Raw genomic sequence first — 18,037 nt, forward strand, 5'->3', positions numbered from 1 at the left:
CGTCGTGGAGTGGATCGTGATGACCGGCCACACCGTTGCGGAGGCGCGTGATCGCGGCCTCGATGCGCTCTCGGTCGCTGTTGAGGATGCGGATATCGAGATCCTGGCTGAGCCGGGCCGCTCGCACTGGGGGTTTCGACGCCGACCTGCTCGCGTTCGCATGCGAGTACGGCCGACTGGACCGCCGCCGCGAGTGGGCGACCAGCGCCGCGACCGCCGCAGATCCCGCCGCCGCTCAACCGGCGGCAATCGCAACGCACACCGACGGCAGGATTCCGGACAAGGTCAGCGCGGAGGCGGGAAGTCCTCGCGCCGCCGTTCCCGTTCCGGCCGCCGATGATCTAGAGCTGTTCAGCCGGTCAACGGGTGCCGCTGCTTTGCGATCTTGAGCTTCAACCGCTTGTTGGGCGACATCGAAGGAAATGGGCTGATCTTCAGCTTGTAGTTCGATGGGGATATCTCAAACGTGAAGTAGTGCGCGAGCATCAACAGGCTCAACAGCATCTGGAGCTCCACCATGTGCGAACCAAGACAGCTATGCGTGCCGAGGCCGAAAGGCGCGTAGCCCGGTGTTCGGTGTTCACCGCGTGAGGGCAGATAGCGATCAATGTCGAAAGTGAACGGATCCGGAAAGACATCGTTCATGTAGTGCGGTGCAGTCGTGGCGATGAACACCTTGGAGCCGACCGGCAATTCGTAGTCTTCGACGACGCATGCGTTCATCACCGTGCGGATCGACATCGGCACCGTTGGCCACAGCCGCAAGCACTCCATGATGAAACGTCGAGTGACGTCAATAGCGGGGGAGTTCAAGTCTTCTGCCAACGGATCTCCGTTGCCAAACAAGGCATCCGCTTCCGCCTGAATGCGTTCATACAGATCCGGTTGAGACACCATCGCATGCAAGATAAAGCTGAGCTCATCTCCTGCATACATACCCGCCAGTACCGGTGCCGAGAAGGTAAAGCTGAGATTTGACTCAGGCACGAAAATTGGATCGCTGCTGTGCAAGCTGAGAACGTCATCGGCAAGATCGCGTGGACAGCCAACCCTCTGCGCCGCCGTATGCGACTCCAGGACGCGATCATATAGAACGTCGACGACCCGCTTCTTTCGTTTCATACGCGGCGTATAGAGCATGAAGTTCGGCAAGACATTGACGACTTGGGTCATGAGCACGCGGGATTTATATGCGATCAGATCGTCGATGACGTCATCGGCTTCAATGCTGGCGAGGAAGGGCGTGACCTGAGCGCCAGCGAAGCCACGGCACATGGACACAGCGCCCAAGGTGTCGCCGACTGTCCAATTGCTCATATACGTTCGCGCATGCTGATACACCGTCTCGAGCTGCTGCTCGAATCTTGCTCGGCCGTAACCCGCGCGCAGCGATTTACGCATGCGGAAGTGATCTGCACCGTCCAGCGCAGGCAGCAGCCCAGAAGCGTGATACGCAGTTTCGAGACCTCGCAGATAGTCGCTCGACCTGAGATGCATGCGGCCCTGACGGTGAACCCAACGATTGACGCGAGGGCCTGCCAAGAAGGTGATTTCTCGCTTGGAAAACAGGGGTTTGAGCCTGAAGACAGGACCGAACTCTTCAGTCAATTGCGCATAGACGGCAGGGATGTTCCCGCGAAGGAAGTGGCGATTGAGCAGCAGCTTGTTCAGCGGCAGCTTGGGTATCGACTTCGTCAGGGCGGAGCTTCTGAGCAGCGATGCCACCAGGTTGTGCGCAACGGCATCTGCGATGGCCCTGCCGATCAGATCCATCTGGCAGATGAGCTGGACTCGCTCCTCCGCTTCGTCGTCGAGCTCAAAGATGAAGCGCAGAACATCGCAGGTGTGGGCGAGGCCGATGATGATGACATCTCTCGGGCTGGGAATCTCGCCCAGCAAGATCGATCTGCCTATGCGCGTCTTGATGAACTGGGCAGCCGTGTCGTCGTCATCGCTGGCGAAGAAATCGCTGTGCCGGGCCGCTGCGGTCAAGCTCCAGAAGTCGCCTTCGTGATGCTCGAGGATCCCAAGTCTGACCAGTTGTTCCAAGGCCAAGTCGATCATCATCTCGGCGCGAGGCGCGAGGCGCTCCACCCAGTACTGGGCACCGTGCTGATTGGGCTCGCTCGCGATCTGCTGGAGTGCGAGGTCCAGGATCGGCTTGCCGGTCGGCGTGGAGTCCAGCAGGATCAGCGATTCCATGTCGGTGTCGATTCGCGCCTGCAGCGAGAGCTCGGCCAGCGCGGCGCCGGCCATGGCGCAATTCAGGTGCCAACCGGGAACCTGGTGGAAGTACCCGCTCTCTTCGCTGAGCAGCACCAGGATGAGCTCCTCGGTCAGGTCGAGCGGCTGCGTAGCGGTGACCTTCGTCGATGCTGTCGATGAGATAGTCAAGTGACGCTCCTGGTCACGCGGGCACCGTGGTCAGCCCAGCGTTCGGGAAGATCATCTCAAGTGTACGGATAGTTATTGGTACGGGGTGCAGCACCGGCGCTTCTCGAAGGCGTCGATCATCCGGTCTAGCCTGCCGGCATCGCTTCGGATAGAGAGCGTGTCTCGATGACCGCCAGACCCCAGCAGGAAGCAAACGTTAGTTCGCTCCCACCATTTCCGGAAGGCTGGTTCTTCATCGCGACGCGCGACGCCGTGCAGAAGGCGGGATTGATTCAGCGGACGTGGATGGGCACCGAGATCATCGTCTGGTCTGATCCGGCCGGTCAGATCTGCATCGCGACATCGGTATGTCCCCACTTGGGCTCCGATCTGGGACCTGATGCCGGTGCGAAAGTCGTCGGCGGGAGACTCATCTGCCCCTTTCACGGGTTTGAGTTTGAGGCCAGCGGGCAGTGCGTGGCCACGCCATCTGGCGCGCCCGCCCGTTCCGCCAAGCTGGACCTCTTCGAAGCCTGTGAGATCGAAGGCCTGATCTTCGGCTGGCGGGGCCTCGGAGGACGATCCTCGCAGTGGCAATTGCCCGATGTTCCTGAAACCGACGACGATTGGACCGATCTGCAGATTCGGACGATTCGTTTCGCTGGCCATCCCCAGGAGACCAGCGAGAATTCGGTGGACATTGCTCACTTGAGCTGCATCCACGGGTACCACAACGTCACCAACGACGCGCCGGTGCTGGTCGACGGGCCCCGACTCGAGAGCCGGTTCAGTTTCTCGACGACCCGGAAGATTGCCAAGCTCGCCCGGTTGACCATGGACGTGTCAGCCATCGCACAGGTGGTCGGGCTTGGCTACTCGTTCGTGCAGTTCCAGGAGCACTCCATCGGCCTCGATGCCCGTCTCTGGGTGTTGGCGACGCCTGTTGACGGCACGCTGATCGATATGTCCATCGTGTCGAGGATGCGCCCGCTGCACAAACCCAAGCGTTCGATCGCCGGACTCAGCTTCTTGCCCACGCGGATGCGGGCGCCGATCATCAACAAGTTCATAGCGGATCTGCAGATCGGCGAGGTCAAGCAGGATGTGGTGATCTGGAGTCGCAAGCACTACGTACCACGCCCCCGGCTGGTGAGCACCGATGGCGAGATCATGAAGTACCGGGCGTACTGTGCACAGTTCTATCCCGGCGAGCGCGAGTGCGAGCCGTCCCGACTCTGAACTCCTCGGTCGGCAGCAAGGTGCGTCGCGAATCTCAGGGGTTCCGCGTCGGCAGACCCCTAGGCTGAGCACGGCCCACATCGCGCGAGCAATCCAATAGCAGCGCCCGTGGACTCATACCGCCCGATGTGCGGCGGGCCCCTACGCATGCGTGCCCGATCAGAGGTGATGAAGATGACAGGTGAGACAACGACAGCCGAACAGCAAGTCCTGGTGCAGGAGTTCTTGGACGGTCTGGTACAAGCGTTCGGTATCGAGGCCACAGCGGTGCCGGTCACAGCAGACGACGACAGCTTCGAGATCAATCTCGAGGGTGAGAACGAAGCGCTGGGACTGTTGATCGGACCGCGCGGCCGTCACGTGGTTGCGCTCCAGGAGGTCGCAAAAACCATGCTGCAGCGCAGGCTGCCGGGTGTGCGTCGTGCGCGAGTGAGAGTGGATGTGGGCGGCTACCGGCAGCGGCGTCGCGAAGCACTCGAGGCGTACGTCCGTGAGCTCGCCGATGCCGTCGTGGAACGCGGAACGGAACGTGGGCTCGAGCCGATGAACGCGGCCGATCGCAAGGTTGTGCATGACACCGTCAACGAGATCGTCGGCGTCGACACGATCTCGGTGGGCGATGAGCCTCGCCGGCGCGTTGTGCTGGTGCCGTCCGGCTCGACCGACGCTCCCAGCCAGAGCGACGAGGCGTAGTCTCTCCGGCTGATCAGAAGAGCGGTCGCTTCCGGATCTGTTTCCAGGTCCGGGGGTATGCCGGATCGGCCGCCGCCAGGCACTCCAGTTCCGCAAACGTCGGTATGTCTGCGGTTCTCCGCACGAACCGCATCCCGAGCTGAGCGAGAGCATCACTCGGCCAGCGCGTCTCACCGCCGTTCGGCGGCTCGCTGACCACGAGCCTGCCGCCCGCGCGCAACAGGCCGGCACTGCACTCTGCGACCGCTGCTGGGGGACCGAACGCCCGGCTGACGACGCCGTCATAGACAGAGCGATGCTGGGGCAGGTGAGCGAGTTCGGCGGCATCGCCGAGGGCGATCGAGACTCGCCCAGCGAGCTGGAGGTCCTGAACAGCAGTCTTGAGAAAGTCGGCCCGCCGCTGTGATCGATCCAGCAGCACCAACTCGATGTTGGGCAGCTCCAGGGCCATCACGAGTCCGGGCACTCCCCCACCGCTCCCGAGATCGCACCAGCGTTGACCGGGCTTCGGTTGAGCGGCCGCGTGGTGGGCTCGTGCGTGCACCACATGGGCCAGGAGGTCACCCGGGCCGAGAAATCCTTGTTGTTGGCCGTGTCTGAGCACGGCAACGAGGCGTTCTTCTGCCACGGCCATGATGCGGGGAACCGTATCTCACATGTTTCACGTGGAACACTGCCGCCCCCGCAGTGGGTTCACGGCTGGCCTACGCTGATCCTCGGGCGTCGATGAACGGAAAGTACATGGGTCGGATCATTGCGGTGACGAACCAGAAGGGCGGCGTCGGCAAGACGACGACGGCCGTCAATCTGTGTGCGGCACTCGCCGAGGGGGGCCAGAAGACGCTGCTCGTCGACATGGATCCGCAGGGCAACGCCGCTACTGGAGCCGGCATCGATCCGCGCGCTGTGGACACTTCGATGTACCAGGTGCTGCTTGGCTCGGCAGAGATCGTCGACTGCATCCAGCCGACCGGCATAGCGCACTTTGACGTGGCACCAGCACGGTTAGAGATGTCTGGCGCGGAGATAGAACTCGTGTCGGCATTCAGTCGCGAGCTGAAACTCCGGCACGCTCTCGCCCCGATCCTTGACGATTACGACTACATCTTCGTTGACTGTCCGCCGTCGCTCGGACTCCTGACCGTCAACGCGTTGAGCGCGGCGGTCGAGATCCTGGTGCCCGTCCAGTGCGAGTACTACGCGCTCGAGGGATTGGGCCAGCTGCTGCACAACGTGGAGATGGTGCGTCAGGGCCTGAATCCCGCCCTCGTCATCAGTGCCATCGTCATGGTGATGTACGACGCCAGGACTCGGCTCGCGGCGGAAGTGGTCTCCGATGTGCGACGGCACTTCGGTGATCGGGTGTGCCGGGTGGTGATCCCGCGGACGGTGCGGTTGTCCGAGGCGCCGAGCGTCGGGCAACCGGTGACGGTGTACGCGCCTAACAGCCGCGGCGCCGTGGCCTACCGAGAGCTCGCCCGGGAGATTCATGAGCGCGGCGGGCAGATGGAGGCAGCCGGCGCCCGAGTGGCTCATCAGCCCGTTTCGAATGAGGACTGGGAGCAGCCGCAGGCATCTCCGGCTGGCGTCTCGCCGATCAGTCGTGAAGGAGCTCCTACATGAATGCCCAACGAGGACTCGGGCGAGGGCTGGGCGCGCTGATCCCCACCGGTCAATCGGCCTATCGCGAGGTGCCCGTCTCGGCAGTCGAAGTCAATCCGCTCCAACCCCGGCAGCACTTCGACACTGCAGCACTGGACACCTTGGCAGATTCGATTCGCCAGATCGGGGTCTTGCAGCCGATCGTCGTGCGTGAGACGGGCATCATCGGCCGCTTCGAGATCATCGCGGGCGAGCGGCGCTGGCGAGCGGCGCGCAGCATCGGCCTGGACACCATTCCGGTCGTCGTGCGCGCCGCGGACGACGAATCCAGTCTGACCCACGCTCTGATCGAGAACGTTCACCGAGCGGATCTCAATCCTCTGGAAGAGGCGGCCGCGTACCGGCAGCTCATTGATGATTTTGGTGTCACCCACGATGAGCTCGGACGTCGCATGGGTCGCAGCCGGGCGGCGGTCACCAACTCGCTCAGGCTCTTGTCGTTGCCGGTGAGTGTGCAGCGCTACCTGCTGGACGGAGAACTCACTGCCGGACACGCTCGAGCGCTGCTCGGTTGCGATGACCCCGTCGAGCTCGAACTGCTCGCGGAGCGCGCCGTGGATGAAGGCTGGTCAGTACGCACGGTGGAGGAGGAGGTTCGATCCCTCGGCGCGCCATCTGAACGCGAGTCGAAGCCGGATCAACCGATCGACGGGCCGGCTGCGCTGGCTCCAGCCGCTGACGATCGTCCGGCAGCGGTGCTGGAGGTCGAATCCGCCCTTGCCGCCGCTCTCTCGACTGCCGTCGAGGTACAACTCGGCCGCCAGGGGGGCCAGATTGTCATCAGATTCGCTGATATGGAAGATCTCGGCCGGCTCTATGAGGCGTTGACCGACAACCTTCGGGCAGCCCTTGAAGGTTGAGTGTTGTTTGCGAGCAAACTCAAGCTTTGGATGACAGCGGCACTGGTGCCACGATTCGCAGCCTCAATCTGAACTTGTTGTCCACTAGCTGTGGACAACATGGGGAGAAGATTGCGCCGTTGTCTGTCGAGTCAGGCGGCGGGCTGATCAGCGAGCAGATCGCGGGTCGATTGAGCGACGATGTCGGCCACTTCCCGGTTTCGTTCAAGCAGTGCGTCGATGCGCTCGAACCTGCACAGCACGGCAGGCATGGCACTCTCGCGCAGCATCGGGAGCCCCATGCCGTTCGTTGCAATGGGGCCGAATATTGGTTCCAATCCATCCGCGATGTCGGTGGCAAGTTTCTGACCGGCGCGGCTCACGAAGTGGCGACCCTGGAAATAGCTGACTGAGGGCGCGGCCGGCTTGACCTCGAAGCCGATGTAGACGGCGGCACCGAATCGGTTGACCTGTGCGGCTTGTGTTGACCAATCAGGATGGTGAACGGTCAGCACTTCGGCTCCGTTGCGCCCGATCTCGCGTCGCACTGACGCCGTGACGGGTTCGAGGCCGCCGGCTTCGCCCACGGCGATGCGCCGTCCGATCAGCTGGCCGCCGGCGGACTCCAAGCGCTGCCGTTCAGTGATGTGGGCGACGACCGATGCGTCGCCGAGTGGCCTCACCAGCTGCTGCAGCGTCTGCAGTGTTCGGCCACCGCAGACGCCGTCACCGCCCAAGCTCATATTCGTCTGGAAATCGGCGAGTGCTGCAGCGGTCAGTGGGCCCCAGATCCCATCGATACGTCCGACAGAAAAACCCAGCGTGCTGAGCATTCGTTGTACCTCGGCAACGTCATCGCCCCGCAGGTGCGGAGTGCGCAGGTACAGAAAACGGTCTCCCAGCCGCTGGCCCGCCTCGATCAGCAGTCCCCAGGTTTCAGGGCCGCAGATGCCGTCGACATCGATAGACCGCTGTGCTTGGAATGCCTTGACAGACTCAGCCGTCACCGAGTCGAAGATGCCGGTGACCGGGCCGTGCCAGTGACCAGTCGCGGTCAGCCGATGCTGGAGGTCTCGAACGTGCGGACCTGCCGCGCCGACGCCGAATGGTCGGATCAGAGGAACTCGCCGATCTCGGCCAGCAGGGCGCTCTTCGGCTTGGCGCCGACGAGCCGCTTGGCCGGTTCGCCGTCCCGGAACATGATGAGCGTCGGAATGCTCATCACCTGGTAGCGCATGGCCAAGTCGGGACTCTCGTCGACGTTGACCTTGGCGATGCGGATGTTGTCGTGCTCCGAGGCGATCTCCTCGAGAATGGGGGCAATCATCTTGCACGGCCCGCACCACTCGGCCCAGAAATCCACCAGCACGGGGCTGTCAGCACTTCCGACGGTCTCGTCGAATGTGCTGTCGTCCAAGGTGGAAATACCTTCGGCCATCGCTGGCTCCTCATCTCGTGTTTGCCGCGAGGTTATCGCTGCGGTCTCGTCTGACGGCGGTGGACGCCGGTTGCTTCCCGCTCTTGTTCGCTGCGCTCACGGGCCGCTCGGGCCACGGCTTCGCCTCGGGTCTCAGTGACCTTGGGCTTCGAGCCATCGCTCGGCGTCGATGGCGGCTTGGCAGCCCGAGCCGGCCGCTGTGACTGCTTGGCGGTAGTAATCGTCTTGTACATCGCCGCACGCGAAGACGCCTTCGATGTTCGTGCGCGCGCTGCCGGCCTCGGTCACGAGATAGCCGTTGGGCTTGCGGTCGAGCCAATTCGCGAACAGTTCGGTGTTCGGTCGATGCCCGATCGCGATGAACAGGCCTGAGATGTCGAGCGGTGAACGCTGCCTGGTCTGAGTGTCCTCGAGCATGACGCCCTCGAGGCGCTCGTCACCCAGGATCTCCACCACCTGCCGGTTCCACAAGAACTCGATCCGCTCGTTGGCGAAGGCCCGATCCTGCATGATCTTCGAAGCGCGCAACTCGTGGCGTCGATGCACGACGTACACCTTTGCTGCGAATCGTGTCAGGAAGGTGGCCTCTTCGAGTGCGCTGTCGCCGCCGCCCACCACCGCGATCTCCTGACCCCGGAAGAAGAAGCCGTCACAGGTGGCGCAAGTGGACACGCCGTGACCGATGAGACGCTCCTCGTTGGGCAGCTCGAGCAGCAGGCTCTGCGCTCCGGTGGACACGATCACCGTGCGTCCGCGATAACACGTATCGCCAACCCATATTGAGAACGGTTGTTCGCCAAAATCGACCTTAGTGGCTTTAGCGGTGAGAAATTCTGCACCGAAGCGTTCTGCCTGAGCCCGGAAGCTGGCCATCAGGTCAGGTCCGAGAACGCCATCGGGGAATCCGGGATAGTTCTCGACATCGGTGGTCAGCATGAGCTGTCCGCCCGGCTGGTCACTGGTGGAAGATGGCTCGCCCTCGATCACGAGCGGCCGCAAGTTTGCCCGCGCGGTGTAGATGGCAGCAGTAAGGCCGGCCGGACCGCTCCCGACGATAATGACGTCGCGTGGAGCGGCGTCTGGGGGCCCGGCGTCGCGAGAGCCAGCGCTGCTGCTCACGTTTCCCTCGCCGTGCGCGGTCGCCGCCTGGACCAGGCCCATGCTCCGGCACCGCCGAATACGCCGCCGGCGATCAGGTGCGCGGACCACACGTCGCCCGGCACTGCGATGTCGAGTGCCCTGATCGCCGCAATTGCCAGCAGCGCCACGACTCCGACCGCTGCGGTGATGATCACCAGGCCGTACACCAGTGCTCGCGCGGCCGTGATCAGCGGTCCGCTCGTCCGGGCCCGCACGGCGTCGACGGCATCGGCGAACCGAGCGACGGCTGCGTCGATGCTGTCGTCGGGCGTCTCGCCGGAGCCCTTCGAGCGCTTCGAGATCATCGGCGGAAGCCTAGAGCGAGCGCCGATGGGTCCGCCTTCCCGTTGTCGCACCTGTCGCTTCCCGCTCTTGTTCGCTGCGCTCACGGGCCGCTCGGGCCACGGCTCGGCCTCTTGGAAGCATCTTGGCTTCACCTCTAGGGCGTGACGGCGTCGGTGCTGGGCGGTGCTTCGGCCCCGCTGATCGTGGTGGCGACCTCGATGCGGGAAACCGTGACCCGATGCCCGCCGTTGGGCAGCTCGTCGCCGAGATCGGTGATCCATACGAGCAGAGCAGCGGCCTCGGCAGCGGGCACCTCCAGCGTTGTGGAACCGGTGATGTCCTGCGCTGTCGCAACTGGGTTTCCCCAATCGATCAGCGTGCGATTGCGCTCGCTTGATGCATACAGTTCGAAGGACCACCCGACAGTGGGGGAATCGATCACCAAGCGCTCGACCGAGTGCGGCTCGTCGCCGTACAGCACGACGATCAGCCCGACACCGTCCTTGAGCCCGCCGAAGTCCCGGGTGTTGTAGCGAGCGGTACTCCAGCCGGTACTCGGATCGCCGTCATTGATGAAGATGAGGCGTTCAGGATGCTCGATCCGGTCGTCGCCGGCCGGGTCGAAATCGGTGATCGACTCCAGCAGGATCGGTACGCGACGAACTTGGGTTGTCGTCGGTGCCGGCGGGGCTGTCGGCACCGTCTGCGGCGCGGCAGTCACCGCGGTTGCGGTCGCCGTTGCCGACGGCACCACCGTGACGACGGGCTGGGTACCAGCGGCTGGGACCGTAGTCACCGGGGGCGGCGGCGATTCCGTGGCCGGTTCGGACGGCTGCCCGGTGACCAACGCGACGCCGACGAGCGTGGCGGCTGCTGCCACCAGAATGCCGACCGGTGCAAGCCAGTGCCGTTCTGCCTGCCATACCGACCTGCGATCAGTGCCGGCACCGTCGGTTGCCGGCAGCTCGTCGACGACTGACCGCAGTGCGAGCAGCATCGACGGAACATCGGGCCACGGATCCGATGCACTGATGGCCCTTGCCAGAACCGGGGCTACGACATCAGGCACAGCTGGGTCGAGTTCCCAGGTGCCGTCGGGTCGCCGCTGTGGCGCCGCCCCGACGATGAGCCGGTGCGCGAGCACAGCGATCGATGCCAGATCAGCGCGCCGTGTGGCGGGAATGGTGACGGCATCGTCGGTGGGCGGGCCGTTGAGAATGACCCAGCCCACCTCAGCGCGCCACCCGATGTACTCGGCGTCGACGCCGCCGTGGGCGAAGCCCGCGCTGTGCAGGACAGCCAGCGCCTCGGTCACCGCGATGACGATGCGGATCGCCTCGGTCGCGGCGAAGCGCCTGGTGTCTCCGTTGGGTGCCGCGAGCTCGTCAGTGAGCATTCTCGTGGGCAGCTGCTCGGTGACGATCGCAAAATGGTCCGCATCGTCATAGGTGTCGAGGATGTGCAGCAGACCGTGGTGCTCCACCCGAGCCAATGCCTTGGCCTGCAGGCGCAGGCGGTGACCTATCTCACTGTCGGCAGTTGCGCGGCGGATCGTGACCGGTCGATTGAGCGTGCGATCCAAGCCGGACCACGTCTCGACCGCGCCCGGCTGCAGCAGTTCGTGCCGCTCGTACCGTTCGTTCGAGCCGGTGTCGGTCACTCCTTCGTAACGAAGACCACGCCGATGGTGCCGACGCCTGCGTGTGCTCCGACGACGGGACCGATCAGCATCACCCTGGGCTCCGTGTCGGTGAGCGGTGCGATCCGTGCCACGAAGTCGTCGACGTCGTCACAGTCGGCGTGCATCACCGCGATCTGGGAGATGTTCGGGCCTTCTGCGTCCACCAGGTCGACCAGGTGCGCGAGTGCGCGAGTGCGCGTTCGCTGCTTGCCCGCCGGCTCGACACGGCCGTCGGTGACCGTGATCAAGGGCTTGATCGACAGCACCGAGCCCAACAGCGATTGCGCAGCGCCGATGCGGCCGCCCTTGCGCAGATTCTCCAATGTGTCGAGAGCGGCGTGAACGCGGACTCGCTGCGCTGTCTCCCGTACGGCATCGGCAATCTGCGACCCATCGGCACCTGTGGCGGCGAGTTCGGCGGCAGCGATGACCAGCAGCCCGAGCCCGGCACTGACCGTTCGACTGTCCACCACATGGCAGGTGAGCCCGCTCGGGAGCTCCGATGCCGCCTGTTGAGCGGCTTCGATCGTTGCAGAGAGATCCCCGCTCAGCGTGATCACGACGACCTCGGCCGCGCCGGCGTCTGCGGCGCGCTGGTATGCCTGCGCAAAGGTGCCGGGGGAGGGAGCGGCGGTGGACGGGAGCTCCTCGCTGGCACGGCAGCGCTTCCAGAAGTCGGCCGTGCTGAGCTCTTCGCGATCGGTGAACGACTGCATGCCGAACCTGATCTCCAACGGAACCACCGTGATGCCAAGGCCTGCAGCGACCTCTTCGCTGAGGTCGCAGGAACTGTCGGTGATGATGTGCACTGGGCCTTGCGCTGTCATTGCGGCAGGTCTCCTTCATGGTCGTTCAAAGACTGGTCAGCGTCGGCATCGGCGCCGCGCGCACGTTGCGCGCGCTCGGGTGTTATGCGGGACAGTTGCGAAGTTAGTGCTCGGGCCGCTGGCAGCCGGAGCGCCAGCCCGCATCCGAGGTGAACTCCCGCCATGGTCAAGCCGGCAATCGCGACTCGCAGCACGGACGGCACTGGTGCCAGCACGAGCGTGACCCCCAGGCCGACCACGAACGTCACGACTGCCGGCACCAGGTGACGTGCAATCGCGCCCCCGAACAGTCGCCCCTCTGGCCAATCGGCCTGGGTCGGCATGCCGGCCCTGGCGGGACGGCGTCGCAGCACCGCTCGACGCAGCAAGCCCAGCTCGACCCAGGCGCCCACCGCCGCACCGAGCGCCAGACCAACCGCGCCCAGGCGGGCCGGCAGCGCCGGATCTGAACGGATCCCCGCATCCAGCAGCGACCATGTGGACTCCAGCGAGAACAGATCGATGTCGCCGAATCCGGTGAGGGCGCCCTCGATCACGAGCACCCGGTCCAGCGGCAGCATCAGTGCCGCGCCGACCGCCAGCGAGACAGCCAGCCGGATCGCTGCGACGGTGGCCGCCGTGCGCGTGTCGCGCGCGGCGAACAGGACGTTCTGGCACAGCCTCGACGCCGCGAGAGGTACCAGTCCGAGCGAGTAGGCACCGAGCACCAGGGCGATCAGGGTGATGTCGTCGTCTGCGATCGCCGTGCGCAGCCCGGCGAGATTGAACACCGAATCGGTGAGCGGGCCGCCGGTCGCGAAGTAGATCGCCACCACGCCGGAAATGCCGAAGGCAGTCGCGCACAGTCGTTCAGACGTGCGCTCGGCAATCGTGGCTGGCTCCCGGATCCGACTCAGTTCGGTCAGCTCGGCGGCGGCGATGCTGGTGCCGATCAGGCTCAGCGGCAGCAGGTAGAGCGTCTGCGCAGCGGCCATCGCTGCTGCGGCTCCCACGCTGAGCAGTGAGGCGAGCGCGAGATCCAAGAAAGCGGAGATCTGCAGTACCCCGCGACCGGCCACCGCGGGCCCGAACCGCTTGATGACCCCGGCGGCTTGCGGCTCCCGCCAACCGAAGTTCAGGGAGATCCGCGGGTCGGCTCGCCAGACGCCTCGCAACTGCACGAGCACTTGGGCCGCTGCGCCCGCAGTCACGCCCCAGGCCAATGCCGTAGCGCGGTCAGCTCCCGCCACCCCCCATGCGAGCACGCCGACCAGTACGGCGATCTGTGTCGCGTTCCACACCACTGGCGCCACATAGGAGAGGAAGAAACGCCGGTGGCTGTTGAGCACTCCGAGGCACCAGGCGCTCAGCACTGCCAGCGCCGCGCCGCACACTGTGATGCGCACGAGCGTGACCGTGAGCTCGAACCGCTCGTCCACAAAGCCCCAGGCGATGAGCCGCACCAAGGGACGTGTGGCAAAAATGCTGATCAGCGCAGCGGTCGCGGTGACTGCCACCAGGAATGTGGCAATAGCGCCGGCCAATCGTCCGGCTGCGCGCTCGTCGCGCTCGGTCAGCGAGCTGTAGGCGGGGACGAATGCTCCCGACAGCGCTCCTTCGCCGAGCAGGTTCTGGAGGAAGTTCGGGATGCGCATCGCGGCGGCGAAGGCGTCGCCGATGGTGCCGATCCCGAGAACATTGGTGACGAGCGCTGTGCGAGCGAGACCTGACAGGCGTGAGACGCCGATGCCGGCTGCTGCCGCCGCGGCGCCCTGCTGTCGGCGCATGTGTCGCGCCCGATCGCTGCCCGCTCAGCCGGCGAGCCGCAATTCCACTTGTTGACGGGCCTCGTCCTCGGTGACATCCATGCTGATGGACAGTTCCGACACGAGAATCTGCCGCGATTTCTCCAGCATCGACTTCTCGCCGGCCGACAGACCCTTGGCGTTCTCGCGCAGTGCGAGGTTCCGGACCACTTCGGCGACTTGGTAGATGTCGCCGGACTTCAGCTTCTCCTGATGATTCTTGAAGCGCCGGCTCCAGTTGGCCGGCTCGCGGACGTCTTTTTTGGCAAGCAGCTCGAAGAGATCCTCGACGTCATCGGTGTCGATCGGCGGTCGCATGCCGACTTCGTCGACCATGTCGGTGGGCACCTTGACGGTCAGCTCACCGTGCGCCGTCTTCAGCACCAGGTACTCGCGGACCTCGCCGAATTCGTCTCGCTCCTCGCGGGCCATGATCTCCGCTGCACCGTGGTGGGGGTAGATCACGCGGTCGCCAAGCTGAAACTTCATCGTCACCTGCGGAAGGATGCCAGAAACTCTCACTGCTGCCACCGGCCGCTGCAGCCGCGGCGGCGGGCGCCTGATCAGCCGGCGCCGAGCGGGTACTTCCGGATGAGGTGATTCCAGCCGCACTCCGGGCACACCTCGAGCTCGTAGGCCATGAAGCTGCCGTTGCGCTGGGCGACACGCTGGAGCTCGGCGTCCGAAAGCACGCATTTGCCTCCGCTGCCCATGCGTGGGCCGAAGACGTAGCCGACGATGCGCAGGTCGCCGTCGGGGCACAGCGGGCAGCGGCGGCCGAGTGGCGGGGCGGCGTTGCGAGCGGCGCGCAGCAGATCGGGGTGGGCATCGCACGCTTCGGCACGTGACACCACGCCCGCTTCCACATCCGCGAGCAGGCGTCGCCGCCTGAGCCGGTAGTCGACCGATCCGGGTACAGCCGGGGCGGGTTCGGGTGCGATGCGAGGCTGGAGCGCCACGCGGCTCACGCTAGTGCGCGGGCTCAAATGCCCCCGGCCCCTAGTGCTCGCGGCCCTGGTTCCAGGCGGTGAGCAGTTGGCAGGCCCTTTCGGCATCCAGTGGGCCGTGCTCGATCTGCTGAGTGCGCAGCCATTCCAGCGCTTCGCCGACTGCGGGACCTGAGGTACCGAGCAGCTCCATGACGCGACGACCGTCGATCGGCAGACGTCGGAGGCTGGCACCTTCGCCTGCTCGAACCTCGGCCAGCCATGAGGCGAAGGGCTCGTGGACGGCCCGGCCCCACGCAGCCGCGCTGGCTGCTGCTGCGTCGAGCTCCGGCTCGTGATCGGCGACCAGCTGCCGTGCGAGCCGGCGGCCAGCCGCGTGGTCGGTTGCGACGGTTGCCGCCGCGGCGGCGGCCTCGAGTGCTCGGGCCGCGCCGAGGATCGCTGCAGCTTTCCTGCGGGTCGCGTTGTCGCAGCGCAGTGCAGACAGGCATCGGGCTGCGGCGGCTTCGTCGCACACGGGTCCGAGCAGGATGGCCCAGCGCAGGGCGACCAGATCGCTGAGATGAGCAACGTCGTCCAGCGCGGCAGCCGGCACTGCGGCATCGGCACGTCGCCATGGCGGCAGGAGATCTCCCAGCAGGCCCGTGTGCTCCAGGAAGCGCACGCCGGCCGAGGGCTGGGGCAGTTCGAGCAGCTTCGTGAGCTCGGCCTCGATGCGCTCGCGCGACACGATGGCCAACCGCGCGCGCGAGCTGCGCACCGCCGCGACGAGTTCCGGCGTAGCGACGAGCGAGAGCTGCGCGCTGAACCGGGCCGCCCGCAGCATGCGCAGCGGGTCGTCGGCGAACAAGCCCTCCGGTGACGATGGCGTGCGCAGCACACCGTCCGCGAGGTCCGTCAAGCCGTCGAACGGGTCGAGCAGCGCCCAGCCGGGGAGTTCGATCGCCATGGCGTTGACGGTGAAGTCGCGCCGGCTCAGATCCACAGCGACATCGTCGGAAAAGCGCACGTGCGGCTTACGCGAGCCGCGGTCGTAGGACTCGGCCCGATGGGTGGTGATCTCCACGGTCGTGCTGCCCCGGCGTGCGCCGATGGTGCCGAAACGCTTCCCCTGATCCCAGACGGTGTCTGCCCAGGCGGCCGCAAGCACTGCTATCTGGTCCGGCTTGGCATCAGTCGTGATGTCAATGTCGCCGGAGAGGCCGTGGCCGAGCAGCGCATCGCGAACGAGTCCACCGACGAGGAAGAACCGATGCCCCGCGCCGGCGAACGCTGCTGCCAGCGGTTCGATTCGTTCCAGGAGCGCTCGCCGGTCATCATCGCTCAGCACCTGTGTGCCCGGCTGTGGCCCCCGAGCCGGGGTCGATCCCGCAGGGTTCGATGTCACTGAGTCGAGCGTACAAATCGGTCGGCAGCCGCTGAGTCCCGCACCCAAGCGGCCAGCGAGTTCGCGGTACCCGAATTGAAGTAGCTTGGGCCGGGTGCCCGCTCGCCAGCGCTGGGCTCGATGGCTCCTGTGGCTCGTGCTGGCGGTGGCGATTGCGGTGGGCACCACAAGCCGCCTGCTGGACAGTCTCCCCCCGCCGCCGCAGCACGCATCGGTGGCGCCGAGCGTGCTCTATGACCGCTACGGGACTCCGATTGCCGAGATCGGCCCCAGCGTCCCTCACGCATCGCTGGGCCTCGAGGACATGGCACCTGCGCTCGTCGATGCGCTGGTCGCGGTGCTGGACCCGAGCTTCCTGGAGCGAGACGGCGTTGATGCCGGGGCATACACCGCGGCGCTGGGGCGACTCTGGGGGGAGCCGGATCCGGCGCGCCACGGGATCATGCGCCGGTATCTCGAAACTGTCCACGATCCCCACGACGGCGCAGCGAGCGAGGCGCGCCTGCTGCTGGCAGAGCTGCGGCTGGGTCGCCAGCTCAGCCGACCGGAGATTCTCGAGCGCTTCGCCAACATCGTGTATCTGGGTCGTGGCGCCTACGGCGTTCATGCCGCGGCCAACGCTTGGTACGGCATCCCCGCGTCGGATCTCACTGTCACCCAGGCGGCCTACATAGCGTCGCTCGTCGACGCTCCCTCGGGCGTCGATGCAGTGTCGGGGCCGGCCGTCGACCGGTACCGGTCATCTCGGGAAAATCGCGACCGGGTGCTGGTGACCATGTACGAGCACGGCATGCTCACGTCCGACGAATTGGCGACGGGCCGGTCCCAGCCGGTGCCTGCCGGCGTTCGTCCAGCGGACGCTCTCGGCGTCGGCACTGCCGGCGGGGGCACCCCCGACGGCGGCGCCCTCGACGCTGCGGCGGGCGGGTTCGTCCGGATGCTCATCGCTGAGGCTGGCCTGACGGCTGCGATAGGGCAGGCGTATGTCGAGCTCGTCGAGCGGTACGGCATTCATCGAGTGGTGACCGGCGGGCTGCATGTCACCACCAGCGTCGACGTGCCCGCGCAGCGTGCCGCGGTGCAGGCCGTTCGCGCCCAGTTCGACAGCGCGGCCGGCCCTGCGGCCGGCGCCGATGTCGCTGTGCTGGACCGCAGCGGTGAACTGCGCGTGCTCGTGAACGCCGCCAGCGCCTCGGCGGCAGGCGCCGTCGATGTCGAAGCCGCGTTGCGGCCGCGGCCGCTCGGCGACCTGCTCGGTCTAGCAGCAGACGTCGTGGGGGCATGGATCGCCGATGACGTCGACGACGAGACCTCCACCGGCACCGTCGCGCTCACTGGCGACGTGGCGCAGGTCGCAGAGGCGTTCGGCGTCATCGCCACCGGCGGGGAGCGGCGCACCTTGCGGATCGTGCTCGAAGCAGGCGACACCCCGCCGAGCCGGTCGCTGCCCGACCGCGATACGGATCGATGGCCGATGCAGCGCACCCCGGTCCCCGCAGCGACGTCGATCACCGAACTGCGTGCCGGCATGGACTCGCTCACGCTGCCTTCGGGTGTGCGGGCGCTCGGCCGTGCCGGAGTCTCGGCTGGGACCGGTGACGCCTGGTTCGCCGGGTGGACCACGCACTACACCGCCGCGGTGCGAATCACCGCGAGGCCCCCAACGGCCGAGATCGACCTTGCACCGGCGGCGGGCGAGCTGTTCGCGGCGGTGCTGGATCCCTTGCAGCACCCTCCCTAGA

General features: G+C 65.8%; 18 protein-coding genes. 6 read left to right on the forward strand and 12 right to left on the reverse strand.

All coding sequences use genetic code 11. From position 1 onward, the window contains the following. Positions 1–19 precede the first annotated feature (19 nt). Positions 20–340: a Jag N-terminal domain-containing protein gene (locus tag ACOGI5_RS04995; RefSeq protein ID WP_419865432.1), complete on the forward strand. Its 321-nt coding sequence runs from the start codon at positions 20–22 to the stop codon at positions 338–340. 11 nt (positions 341–351) lie between these two features. Here the strand turns inward: ACOGI5_RS04995 and ACOGI5_RS05000 are convergent, their stop codons facing one another. After that, positions 352–2,394 carry a cytochrome P450 gene (locus ACOGI5_RS05000; protein ID WP_419863359.1) on the reverse strand — a complete coding sequence of 681 codons (2,043 nt, stop codon included), beginning with the start codon at positions 2,392–2,394 and terminating at the stop codon, positions 352–354. Between the two features lie 165 nt (positions 2,395–2,559). Here ACOGI5_RS05000 and ACOGI5_RS05005 point away from each other — a divergent pair, with 165 nt between their 5' ends. Both ACOGI5_RS05005 and ACOGI5_RS05010 read left to right on the forward strand, forming a co-directional pair. Continuing rightward, positions 2,560–3,612, forward strand: coding sequence for a Rieske 2Fe-2S domain-containing protein (locus tag ACOGI5_RS05005; RefSeq protein ID WP_419863360.1), 1,053 nt, complete (start codon positions 2,560–2,562; stop codon positions 3,610–3,612). 174 nt (positions 3,613–3,786) lie between these two features. After that, positions 3,787–4,305 carry a protein jag gene (locus tag ACOGI5_RS05010; protein WP_419863361.1) on the forward strand — a complete coding sequence of 173 codons (519 nt, stop codon included), beginning with the start codon at positions 3,787–3,789 and terminating at the stop codon, positions 4,303–4,305. Positions 4,306–4,318: 13 nt separating this feature from the next. Here the strand turns inward: ACOGI5_RS05010 and ACOGI5_RS05015 are convergent, their stop codons facing one another. Beyond that, positions 4,319–4,939: a 16S rRNA (guanine(527)-N(7))-methyltransferase RsmG gene (locus ACOGI5_RS05015; RefSeq protein WP_419863362.1), complete on the reverse strand. Its 621-nt coding sequence runs from the start codon at positions 4,937–4,939 to the stop codon at positions 4,319–4,321. A 92-nt stretch (positions 4,940–5,031) separates the two neighbouring features. Between ACOGI5_RS05015 and ACOGI5_RS05020 the strand changes: the two genes are divergently transcribed. Then, positions 5,032–5,928, forward strand: a complete 897-nt coding sequence (locus ACOGI5_RS05020) for a ParA family protein (protein WP_419863363.1) — start codon at positions 5,032–5,034, stop codon at positions 5,926–5,928. After that, complete coding sequence (locus ACOGI5_RS05025) at positions 5,925–6,827, forward strand: ParB/RepB/Spo0J family partition protein (protein WP_419863364.1); 903 nt, start codon at positions 5,925–5,927, stop codon at positions 6,825–6,827. The genes ACOGI5_RS05020 and ACOGI5_RS05025 overlap by 4 nt, the downstream gene beginning before the upstream one ends. A 131-nt stretch (positions 6,828–6,958) precedes the next feature. On the opposite strand, the gene ACOGI5_RS05030 is transcribed toward ACOGI5_RS05025, so the two are convergent. The 10 genes from ACOGI5_RS05030 to ACOGI5_RS05075 all read right to left on the reverse strand — a co-directional run bounded on the left by ACOGI5_RS05030 (position 6,959) and on the right by ACOGI5_RS05075 (position 16,295). Beyond that, complete coding sequence (locus ACOGI5_RS05030) at positions 6,959–7,924, reverse strand: peptidoglycan-binding protein (protein ID WP_419865433.1); 966 nt, start codon at positions 7,922–7,924, stop codon at positions 6,959–6,961. Beyond that, positions 7,921–8,244 carry a thioredoxin gene (gene trxA, locus ACOGI5_RS05035; RefSeq protein WP_323671499.1) on the reverse strand — a complete coding sequence of 108 codons (324 nt, stop codon included), beginning with the start codon at positions 8,242–8,244 and terminating at the stop codon, positions 7,921–7,923. Before trxA ends, ACOGI5_RS05030 begins: the two co-directional genes overlap by 4 nt. A gap of 132 nt (positions 8,245–8,376) precedes the next feature. Continuing rightward, a complete protein-coding gene (trxB, locus tag ACOGI5_RS05040) occupies positions 8,377–9,405 on the reverse strand; it encodes a thioredoxin-disulfide reductase (protein WP_419863365.1) in 1,029 nt (342 codons plus the stop codon). Further along, positions 9,360–9,689 (reverse strand): hypothetical protein, encoded by a 330-nt coding sequence (locus tag ACOGI5_RS05045; RefSeq protein ID WP_419863366.1) that lies wholly within the window; start codon positions 9,687–9,689, stop codon positions 9,360–9,362. The genes trxB and ACOGI5_RS05045 overlap by 46 nt, the downstream gene beginning before the upstream one ends. 134 nt (positions 9,690–9,823) lie before the next feature. Continuing rightward, positions 9,824–11,329: a hypothetical protein gene (locus ACOGI5_RS05050; protein WP_419863367.1), complete on the reverse strand. Its 1,506-nt coding sequence runs from the start codon at positions 11,327–11,329 to the stop codon at positions 9,824–9,826. Further along, positions 11,326–12,177 (reverse strand): DegV family protein, encoded by an 852-nt coding sequence (locus ACOGI5_RS05055; protein ID WP_419863368.1) that lies wholly within the window; start codon positions 12,175–12,177, stop codon positions 11,326–11,328. Before ACOGI5_RS05055 ends, ACOGI5_RS05050 begins: the two co-directional genes overlap by 4 nt. Next, positions 12,174–13,943: a murein biosynthesis integral membrane protein MurJ gene (gene murJ / locus ACOGI5_RS05060; protein WP_419863369.1), complete on the reverse strand. Its 1,770-nt coding sequence runs from the start codon at positions 13,941–13,943 to the stop codon at positions 12,174–12,176. The genes ACOGI5_RS05055 and murJ overlap by 4 nt, the downstream gene beginning before the upstream one ends. Before the next feature lie 24 nt (positions 13,944–13,967). Continuing rightward, positions 13,968–14,450, reverse strand: a complete 483-nt coding sequence (locus ACOGI5_RS05065; RefSeq protein WP_419865434.1) for a CarD family transcriptional regulator — start codon at positions 14,448–14,450, stop codon at positions 13,968–13,970. Positions 14,451–14,524: 74 nt separating this feature from the next. Further along, positions 14,525–14,920: a DUF5318 family protein gene (locus ACOGI5_RS05070; RefSeq protein WP_419863370.1), complete on the reverse strand. Its 396-nt coding sequence runs from the start codon at positions 14,918–14,920 to the stop codon at positions 14,525–14,527. A gap of 40 nt (positions 14,921–14,960) precedes the next feature. Further along, positions 14,961–16,295, reverse strand: a complete 1,335-nt coding sequence (locus ACOGI5_RS05075) for a CCA tRNA nucleotidyltransferase (RefSeq protein ID WP_419863371.1) — start codon at positions 16,293–16,295, stop codon at positions 14,961–14,963. Positions 16,296–16,389: 94 nt separating this feature from the next. Between ACOGI5_RS05075 and ACOGI5_RS05080 the strand changes: the two genes are divergently transcribed. Next, positions 16,390–18,036 carry a transglycosylase domain-containing protein gene (locus ACOGI5_RS05080; protein WP_419863372.1) on the forward strand — a complete coding sequence of 549 codons (1,647 nt, stop codon included), beginning with the start codon at positions 16,390–16,392 and terminating at the stop codon, positions 18,034–18,036. Position 18,037 lies beyond the last annotated feature (1 nt).

The sequence above is a fragment of the Candidatus Poriferisodalis sp. genome (assembly GCF_965208925.1).
In the GTDB taxonomy this organism is placed as follows: Bacteria; Actinomycetota; Acidimicrobiia; order Acidimicrobiales; family Poriferisodalaceae; genus Poriferisodalis.